The organism is Yoonia sp., from assembly GCF_036770585.1.
Classification (GTDB): Bacteria; Pseudomonadota; Alphaproteobacteria; order Rhodobacterales; family Rhodobacteraceae; genus Yoonia.
The window spans coordinates 1-8,915 of sequence record NZ_DAIPIW010000091.1 but is presented as its reverse complement, the minus strand read 5'-3'; the positions used below and the strand labels follow the sequence as shown (position 1 = coordinate 8,915).

The window sequence follows — 8,915 nt, the reverse complement described above, 5'->3', positions numbered from 1 at the left end:
AGTGAATCAGCAATCCTCAAACGCCGCTACACTTTTATGAGTGCGTGACCTAGCCCGCGCCCAACCCAAGGTTCATCAGGGTCCGGCGGACGGGTGCCGCACCATAGAGCGCCTCGATCCCCTTGGTCCGCAAGCTCTGCGCCAGCGGACGTCCCGCCATGGACGCGCGGTTCAGTGCGTCGATGCCCGTGACACGCAGCCTGATATCGGGATGCCTTTGGCGCGCATAGGTTGCCAGCATCTTCGGATCGCCCAGATGCACTGGCTTGGCAGTGGCGAGGTCCAGAAGGCATGACAGATCCCGCAATGACATGTTCAGCCCCTGCGCGCCGATGGGCGGCATCACATGGGCGGCCTCGGCGACAAGCGCGGTCCGCGGTGCCACCAGTTCGTCGGCGATCTGGCTGATGATCGGCCAGACCATACGCCGCGTCGCAAGTCTGAGCGGCCCATAAAGAAAGCCCGATCGGTCGTTGGCGGCGGTCTCGAAGGTGTCCGCGTCCAAGGCGGCGAGGCGGTTGACCTCGGCGCCCTTGTCCATCCAGACGATCGCAGAGCAGGGCTTGCCATCATGATCGGGCAGGGGCACCAGCGTGAACGGCCCGCCGCTGCGGTGGATTTCGGTCGAGACGTTGTCGTGCGGGGCGTCATGCGTGACGGCGAAGGTCAGGGCCTTCTGCCCGTAGCGCATGGTCTTCGCGCCAATCCCGGCCGCCTGCCGCACCGCCGAGTTCCGGCCATCGGCCCCGATCAACAGCTTGGCTGCAAGCTGTGATCCGTCGCTCAGCGTCACGATCAACTCGGATGTGCGCGCCAGCATCGCACGAAAGCCCACCCCGGCGCGGAAATCGACGTTTGGCAGCTCTGCCAGCCGGGCCACCATCTCGCGCCGCAAAAGCCAGTTGGGCAGGTTCCAGCCGAAGGGCAGGTCCGAGATATCGGCGGCGTCAAAGTCGCGGGTGACGGGTTTTTCCGTGCCGATATCGACGATCCGCATGATCTGAAGCGGCGCCGCATGGGCGGCCAGTTTCGACCAGAGGCCCGCCGTTTCCAGAAACCGCTGTGCCGGTTGCAGGAAGGCGGTGGTGCGCAGGTCCGATCCGTCCTGATCGCCGACAGTCACAGGGGGGGTCGGGTCGATGATCGTGACATTGAAGCCCGCCGTGCCAAAGGCCGCGGCGGCTGCCAGCCCGGCCACGCCACCACCGGCAATCACGATATCGGTCGTCTGTCGTTTCATGTTTCCGACATATGCCGCAGCCGCGCTGGCGGAAAGGGTCAGCGCACCACCTGCGACAAGAAATCCGTCAGATCATCGCTGTGGTGGTGCACGAAATCATCGTTGCTCTTGGGGCGGTGGACATGCACGGTCCGCATCCCCAAGGCATGCGGCACCCGCAGGTTGCGTGCCTCGTCCTCGATCATTGCGGCCTTCGTGGTATCCAGCCCGTCCATGGTGAAGACGCGGGCAAAGGCACCCTCGGTCGGTTTGGCTGCGAACTGGGCGTGTTCGACCCCGTAGACCGCATCGAACTGCTGCGTCAGGCCACGCTTGGCGAGCACCCGCTTGGCGTGGTTTTCCGATCCGTTGGTATAGACGATCTTGCGCCCCTTGAGACCGCGCAGAGCATCCGTCAGCCTTTCGTCTTCTGCGAGGTGGGAAATGTCGATGTCGTGCACATCGGCCAGAAAATGATGCGGATCGACGTCGTGATGTTCGATCAACCCCATCAGGGTCGAACCATAGCTATCCCAGTAGTCGTGGCAAAGCCGCAGCGCTGCGTCAGCCTCTAATCCTGTCAGTCGCTGGACATAATTGGAAAACCGCAGGTCCATCTGCCCGAAGAGGTTCGCGGAAGGCGGATAAAGCGTGTTGTCGAGGTCGAAGACCCATGTTTCGACATGTGAAAAGTATTTCGCGACCATGGCAGCAACCTAGGCCGCAGCAAATCGCGACGCAATCGCTTTGCCTTGATCGGGCGGGCCTTACAGTCGTATTGTCTGTCCCAGACCAAAGGAACACCCGATGCACGACCACCGCGCCAATCAAAAAGACGCTTATGCGCTGATCCTCGAAGCGATCGACAGCCATATCTACAAGCCCGGCGACCGTCTCGTCGAAAGTGAACTGGCCGAGCGTTTCGGTGTCTCGCGGACGCCGATCCGCGAAGCCTTGCAGCGGCTCGAGACGCAGTCGCTGCTGACCCGCGACGGGCGGTCGCTGATCGTCGCCTCGCTGGATCATTCGCAGCTTTCGGAACTTTACGTCGTGCGCGGTGAACTTGAAGGCTTGGCCGCGCGTCTGGCGGCGCGCCATGCGACACCCGAAGAGATCAAGGTGCTGCGCGACATGCTGGAAGATGACAAGGGGCTAGTCGGCAACCCCGACGCGCTGAGCCGTGCCAACCGGCGCTTTCACAAACAGATCCATCTAGCGTCGCACAATCGCTTTCTGGTGCAGCAGCTTGACCTTGTGCACCGGTCGATGGCCTTGCTTGCCACGACCTCGATCGCGGCAGAAGGGCGGGGGGATCAGACGCTGAAGGAACATGCGGCCATCGTCGCCGCGATCGAGGCCGGAGACGGCGAGGCCGCCGATCAGGCCCTGCGGGACCACATCTCGAAAGCCTTTATCACCAGACTGAAGCTGGATGCGCAGGCGGTCGAGGCAGCCGAGTAGGCTTAGGCACGCATCGCTTCGGCGAAGCGTTCGAAAAGATAGTAGCTGTCCATCGGTCCGGGGCTGGCCTCGGGGTGGTATTGCACCGAAAACACCGGCCTGTCCGCCATGCGGATACCGCAATTGCTGCCGTCGAACAGCGAGACATGCGTTTCCACGACACCCGCAGGCAAGCTTTGGCTGTCGACGGTGAACCCGTGGTTCATCGAGGTGATCTCGACCTTGCCGGTTTCCATATCCTTGACGGGATGGTTTGCGCCGTGGTGGCCGTGGTTCATCTTGATCGTCTTGGCCCCAAGGGCAAGGGCCAGCATCTGATGACCAAGGCAGATGCCAAAGACCGGCAGGTTGGCATCGAGAACACCCTTGATCATCGGAACGGCATAGGCCCCGGTCGCCGCAGGATCGCCCGGGCCGTTCGACAGAAACACGCCGTCAGGGTTCAGCGCCAGCACATCCTCGGCCGTTGCGGTCGCCGGAAGGACGGTCACGTCGCAACCGGCACTTGCCAGACAGCGCAGGATATTCTGTTTGGCGCCGTAGTCGATGGCAACGACCTTGTGCTTGGGATCGGTCTGCGGCCTGTAGCCCAGGGGCCAGGCCCACCGCATCTCGTTCCAGTGATAGCTTTGCGCGCATGTCACATCCTTGGCGAGGTCCAACCCCTCCAGCCCCGAAAAACCGCGCGCCGCGCGGACCAGCGCCTCGATATCGAAGTTGCCGTCGGGATCATGCGCCATCGCCACATGCGGCGCACCCTGCTGGCGGATCGCCCGCGTCAGGCGACGTGTATCGACACCACCCATGCCGATGCGGTTGCGCTTGGTCAGCCATGCGGTCAGCTCTTCGGTGGCGCGCCAGTTCGAGGCCAGGGTCGGGTCCCATTTGACGACCATCCCCGCGGCCACCGGATCGGCGGTTTCGTCGTCTTCGGGGTTCACGCCGGTATTGCCGATATGCGGGAAGGTGAAGGTGACGATCTGGCCCGCATAGGAGGGATCGGTCATGATCTCTTGATAGCCGGTCATCGCGGTGTTGAAGCACAGTTCGGCCACCGTTTCGCCTGTCGCACCAAAGCCGATCCCGTAGAAGATCGTGCCATCCGCAAGTGCCAAACATGCTGTCGGTTTCTGCGCCATGGCCATACTCCGTTCGGTCAAATTGCGCTGGGTTTAAGGGTGTCCGCCTTGGGGGTCAAGGCCGTATCCGGCCCCCCGGGACGCGCCCGGGTTGACCCGATGAAAACCTTGTCAGCGCGGGTCGAGGGCACTATGTTCCGCACTCGCTCGAGGGAAACGTGGGATACATTCATGGACATGCGCGAAAGGGTCAATGCGGCCCTGAAGGATGCAATGCGCGCCAAGGAAGCCGACCGGCTTTCGACGCTGCGCCTGATCAATGCGGCGATCAAGGACAAGGATATCGCCTTGCGCGGGACCGGCGAAGAGGCAGTCGGCGTCACCGACGACGACGTGCTGGCCATCATGGGCCGGATGGTGAAACAACGCCAGGAAAGCGCGCGCGCCTATGAAGAGGGCGGGCGGATCGAACTGGCGGAAAAGGAACTCGCCGAGGTCAAGGTGATCGAGGAATTCCTGCCAAAGCAACTGACCTCGGAAGAGGTCGCCAAGGCCATCGACGCCGCGATCTCCGATGTCGGCGCGACCAGCATCCGCGACATGGGCAAGGTGATGGCCACGCTCAAAGGCAAATACACCGGCCAGATGGATTTCGGCAAAGCCGGACCCATGGTGAAAGATCGGCTGGGCTAGCCCTGCCGGAAGGCCCCTTTCAGTTCATTGTAAAGCGTCACCCGCTCGGCCGCATCGAGGAATGCGCCGATCTCGACCTCGCGGTCGCCGCCGCGCAGGGTGATGTAGTTCTCGACCGGGCCGCCCTTTGGATGCAGGTGCACCGTGACCCAATAGCGGTTCGCGTGCCATTCCTGCCTGTCGCCTTTGGGGTTGTGGCGCACGAGGGCGGCATGGGTCCGGTCGACGGTCAGTTCTTCAAGCACCTCGCCGCGCCTGTAACTGACATGTAGCGCAAACCAGACGCCCGCAAGCATCATCAGAAAGAACGGAAGCAGCCCCCACAGCACAGGCTGCCCCAGGACCGACAAAAGAGGCAGCGACACCAGCGCAGCCGTCGCCCCGATGAAGATCACGAAGTCCTTGCGCAACAGCGAGCGGTAGGGCCAAAGGCTCAGCTGCCATTGGCTGTCTTCGGCGTCGGGTTTCGGGCTCCATTCGTAGGGCATGGTGCTTTATCTATCCGCTATCCCGCGCGCGTCAATTCGGCTTGGAAGGGCCAGACGCTTGGTCGCAATCTGTTGGCGCAAAAGACAAAGCCCCCGCCAAGGCGGGGGCTTTCTTTTCCGATCCGGGGACGCGTCAATGCGCGTGGTGTTTGTCCCAGTCCTCGCGCTTGGGCAGCGTTTCGAACGTATGCTCGGGCGGCGGGGATGGCAGTGTCCATTCCAGCGTATCGGCATATTCGTTCCATGGGTTGTTCTCGGTCACACGGGCACCGCGGGTCAGCGTGTAGAAGATGATCCCGATGAACAGCAGGAACGAGGCGAAGGACAGGAAGGCCCCCCAGCTGGAGACATAGTTCCAGTAAGCGAAGGCTTCGGGATAGTCGATGTAGCGACGTGGCATGCCTTGACGTCCCAGGAAGTGCTGCGGGAAGAAGGTCAGGTTGGCACCGACGAACATCATCCAGAAGTGCACCTTGGCCCAGAATTCGGGATACATGCGACCGGCCATCTTGGGCAGGTAGAAGTAGATCCCCGCGAAGATGCCGAAGACCGCCCCAAGGCTCATGACGTAGTGGAAGTGCGCAACCACGTAGTAGGTGTCATGATAGACACGGTCGACACCGGCTTGGCTGAGAACGATCCCGGTGACGCCGCCGACGGTGAACAGGAACAGGAACCCCAGTGCCCAAAGCATCGGCGCGCGGAACTCGACCGAACCGCCCCACATGGTTGCGATCCACGAAAAGATCTTCACGCCCGTCGGCACGGCGATGACCATCGTGGCCAGCATGAAGTAGCTCTGCTGGGTCAGCGACATGCCGACCGTGTACATGTGGTGCGCCCAGACGACGAAGCCCAAGACGGCGATGGCGACCATCGCATAGACCATGGGCAGATAGCCGAAGATCGGCTTGCGCGAGAAGGTTGCGATCACGTGGCTGATGATGCCGAAGGCGGGGATGATGATGATGTAGACTTCGGGGTGACCGAAGAACCACAGGATGTGCTGATACAGGATCGGGTCACCGCCCTGATCGGGCTGGAAGAAGCCGAAACCGAAGTTCCGGTCCATCAGCAGCATGGTGATGGCACCCGCCAGAACGGGCAGGGCCAGAAGGATCATCCAGGCGGTCACGAAAATCGACCATGCAAAGAGCGGCACCTTGTGCAGAGTCATGCCCGGGGCCCGCATGTTCAGGAAGGTCGTGATGATGTTGATCGCGCCAAGGATGGACGATGCGCCGGACAGGTGCACGGCGAAGATCGCAAGGTCCATCGACATGCCCGCCTCTGACGTGGACAGCGGCGCATACATCACCCAGCCCACGCCGGATCCTGCCTGACCATTGCCACCCGGTGCCAGCATCGAGGCGACACCAAGTGACGCCCCGGCCACGAACATCCAATAGGACAGGTTGTTCAGGCGCGGGAAGGCCATGTCGGGGGCGCCGATCTGCAGCGGCATGAAGTAGTTGCCGAAGCCACCGAACAAGGCCGGGATGACGACGAAGAACATCATCAGGATGCCGTGGTAGGTGATCAGCACGTTCCACAGGTGACCGTTCGGTGTGCACTCGCCGGCGGCGGCGGCTGTCAGGCGTGCGCCTTCCAGACACATGTACTGCACGCCGGGGTGCATCAGCTCCATCCGCATGTAGACCGTGAATGCGACCGAGATGAACCCAAGGACACCAGCGGTCCAAAGATACAAGATCCCGATGTCCTTGTGGTTGGTCGACATGAACCAGCGGGTGAAGAAGCCCCGCTCGTCGTGATGGTCGTCGCCGTGGATGGCTGCGTCTGCCATGTGGCTCTCCTCGTATTGGCTACTTTCGCGGACGCCGAGTCATTGCACGGCATCTGTTGCCGGACGTTCTAGAGGGTTGCGCGCAATGGGGCAATGTCGGATGCGGGTTCCGGAATGAGTTAATTTGGCGCAGGCCCCGTGAACTTGCCCCCGATATGGCCTTCGCCGCTGACAGGTCCGATGCCGCTTGCTAGGCTGTCTGGAAAGTGAAGGAGTTCGGCATGCAGGAAGCACCACCATTCACCATCGGCATCGAAGAAGAGTATCTTCTGGTCGATCGCGAAACGCTGGCTCTTGCCAAGGCGCCCGATGGCCTGATCGCGGCCTGCAAGGCCGATCTCGACGAACAGGTCAGCCCCGAATTCCTGCAATGCCAGATCGAGATCGGCACCCATGTCTGAAAGACCATCGCCGAGGCGCGCAAGGATCTGCGCCATCTGCGCCGCACTGTGGCCAAACATGCGGCCGACTACGGGCTGGCGCCGATTGCCGCCTCCTGCCATCCGGTCGCGGACTGGAAGGACCAGCCTCACACCGACAAGGAACGCTACAACCAGTTGCGCAAGGATCTTGCCGGGGTCGCGCGCCGGATGCTGATCTGCGGGATGCATGTGCATGTCGGCATTCCCGACAAGGAAATGCGCATCAGTCTGGTCAACCAGCTGAAATACTTCCTGCCGCATCTGCACGCGCTTTCGGCCTCCTCGCCTTTCTGGCAGGGGCAGGACACGGGGCTGAATTCCTATCGGCTGACCGTCTTCGACAATCTGCCCCGCACGGGGCTGCCGCCCTACATGACCGGATGGGAGCAGTTTTCGTCCACCGTGAACCTGCTGGTCGACCTCGGGCTGATCGAGGATGCCTCGAAAATCTGGTGGGACCTGCGCCCCTCGGCCAAGTTCCCCACGATCGAATCCCGCATCTGCGATGTCGCCCCGCGGATGGAGGTGACGCTGACCCTCGCAGCCCTGACGCAATGTCTGACGCGGATGCTATGGCGCAAGTCGATGGAAGGTTTCGGCTGGCGGGTGGTCGAGAACTTCTTGATCCAGGAGAACCGCTGGCGGGCGCAGCGCTATGGCGTCAGCGAAGGGCTGATCGATTTCGGCCGTCGCAAGATGATCCCGTTCGCGCAGGCGCTGGACGAGATATTGGAGCTGATCGCCGAAGATGCGCAGATGCTGGACTGCGTGGACGAAGTGACCGCCGCGCGGCAAATCATGAAAGACGGCACCAGCGCCGATCAACAAAGGCACATCTACGAACAGGCGTTGTCGGATGGCGGGTCGCAGACAGAGGCCCTGTCAGCCGTCGTGGCCTTTCTTGTCGCGGAATTCAACGCCGATCTCTAAGTCGTTGACGTCATGAAGATATCGTCGAACGTCGCTTTCAGGGCGACGTCCAGATCATCCATCCCGACGGGCAACCCCAGATCGACCAGCGATGTCACCCCATGGTCGCGGATACCGCATGGCACGATGCCGTCGAAATGGGTCAGGTCGGGCTCGACGTTGATCGAGATCCCGTGAAACGACACCCATTTGCGCAGACGGATGCCGATGGCTGCAATCTTGTCCTCGGCGATCGTGCCATTGGCGCTGCGCGGCCGTTCAGGGCGCTGCACCCAGACACCGATACGTCCGTCGCGGATTTCGCCCGTGATGTTGAAGGTCGCAAGCGTGGCGATTACCCAGGCTTCGAGGTCCTGCACGAAACGGCGCACGTCATGGCCGCGCTTGCCCACGTTCAGCATGACATAGACGACCCGTTGGCCCGGGCCGTGGTAGGTGTATTCGCCGCCGCGCCGCGCCTCGTAGACCGGAAAGCGGTCGGGATCGACCAGGTCTTGCGGTTTTGCCGAGGTGCCGGCGGTATAAAGCGGCGGGTGCTCCAACAGCCAGACACATTCGTCAGCATCACCTGCGATGATCCCCGCGACACGGGCTTCCATGAAGGCCAGCGCCTCTTCGTAAGGGGTCAGCGCGTCGGTTGTGATCCATTCCACCATGCCGCTTGGGTAGCGGGGCAGGGATCAGTTGAAAAGAGGCTCTTTTCCCTCTTGGCATCCCAAAAGGCCTCGTCTAAGAGTGCGCGCAGCTACCAGCTATGAAGATGCGGTCGTGGCGGAATTGGTAGACGCGCAGCGTTGAGGTCGCTGTGGGGTAACT

The 8,915-nt window shown here is 61.9% G+C and carries 8 protein-coding genes and 1 pseudogene; 3 read left to right on the top strand and 6 right to left on the bottom strand.

Annotated elements, in window-relative coordinates:
• Positions 1–49 precede the first annotated feature (49 nt).
• Both V7N12_RS12645 and V7N12_RS12640 read right to left on the bottom strand, forming a co-directional pair.
• Positions 50–1,240 (bottom strand): UbiH/UbiF family hydroxylase, encoded by a 1,191-nt coding sequence (locus tag V7N12_RS12645; RefSeq protein ID WP_333714968.1) that lies wholly within the window; start codon positions 1,238–1,240, stop codon positions 50–52.
• Positions 1,241–1,278: 38 nt separating this feature from the next.
• Complete coding sequence (locus tag V7N12_RS12640) at positions 1,279–1,926, bottom strand: pyrimidine 5'-nucleotidase (RefSeq protein WP_333714967.1); 648 nt, start codon at positions 1,924–1,926, stop codon at positions 1,279–1,281.
• 100 nt (positions 1,927–2,026) lie between these two features.
• Here V7N12_RS12640 and V7N12_RS12635 point away from each other — a divergent pair, with 100 nt between their 5' ends.
• Entirely contained in the window at positions 2,027–2,680 is a 654-nt protein-coding gene (locus V7N12_RS12635; RefSeq protein WP_333714966.1) for a GntR family transcriptional regulator, read from the top strand.
• Positions 2,681–2,682: 2 nt separating this feature from the next.
• Here V7N12_RS12635 and carA read toward each other — a convergent pair whose 3' ends face one another.
• The gene (gene carA, locus V7N12_RS12630; RefSeq protein WP_333714965.1) at positions 2,683–3,819 is read right to left on the bottom strand and encodes a glutamine-hydrolyzing carbamoyl-phosphate synthase small subunit; all 1,137 of its coding nucleotides are present in this window, start codon (positions 3,817–3,819) and stop codon (positions 2,683–2,685) included.
• Positions 3,820–3,990: 171 nt separating this feature from the next.
• Here carA and V7N12_RS12625 point away from each other — a divergent pair, with 171 nt between their 5' ends.
• Positions 3,991–4,452 (top strand): GatB/YqeY domain-containing protein, encoded by a 462-nt coding sequence (locus V7N12_RS12625; RefSeq protein WP_333714963.1) that lies wholly within the window; start codon positions 3,991–3,993, stop codon positions 4,450–4,452.
• Here the strand turns inward: V7N12_RS12625 and V7N12_RS12620 are convergent.
• Both V7N12_RS12620 and ctaD read right to left on the bottom strand, forming a co-directional pair.
• Positions 4,449–4,940: a DUF2244 domain-containing protein gene (locus tag V7N12_RS12620; RefSeq protein WP_333714961.1), complete on the bottom strand. Its 492-nt coding sequence runs from the start codon at positions 4,938–4,940 to the stop codon at positions 4,449–4,451. The genes V7N12_RS12625 and V7N12_RS12620 overlap by 4 nt on opposite strands.
• A gap of 133 nt (positions 4,941–5,073) precedes the next feature.
• On the bottom strand, positions 5,074–6,747 hold the full coding sequence (gene ctaD, locus V7N12_RS12615) for a cytochrome c oxidase subunit I (RefSeq protein ID WP_333714959.1): 1,674 nt from the start codon (positions 6,745–6,747) through the stop codon (positions 5,074–5,076).
• Positions 6,748–6,968: 221 nt separating this feature from the next.
• Between ctaD and V7N12_RS12610 the strand changes: the two are divergent.
• A pseudogene (locus tag V7N12_RS12610) lies at positions 6,969–8,099 on the top strand (carboxylate-amine ligase).
• Here the strand turns inward: V7N12_RS12610 and lipB are convergent.
• Positions 8,096–8,755 (bottom strand): lipoyl(octanoyl) transferase LipB, encoded by a 660-nt coding sequence (gene lipB / locus V7N12_RS12605; protein ID WP_333714958.1) that lies wholly within the window; start codon positions 8,753–8,755, stop codon positions 8,096–8,098. The pseudogene V7N12_RS12610 and the gene lipB sit on opposite strands and share 4 nt — an antisense overlap.
• Between the last annotated feature and the right edge of the window lie 160 nt (positions 8,756–8,915).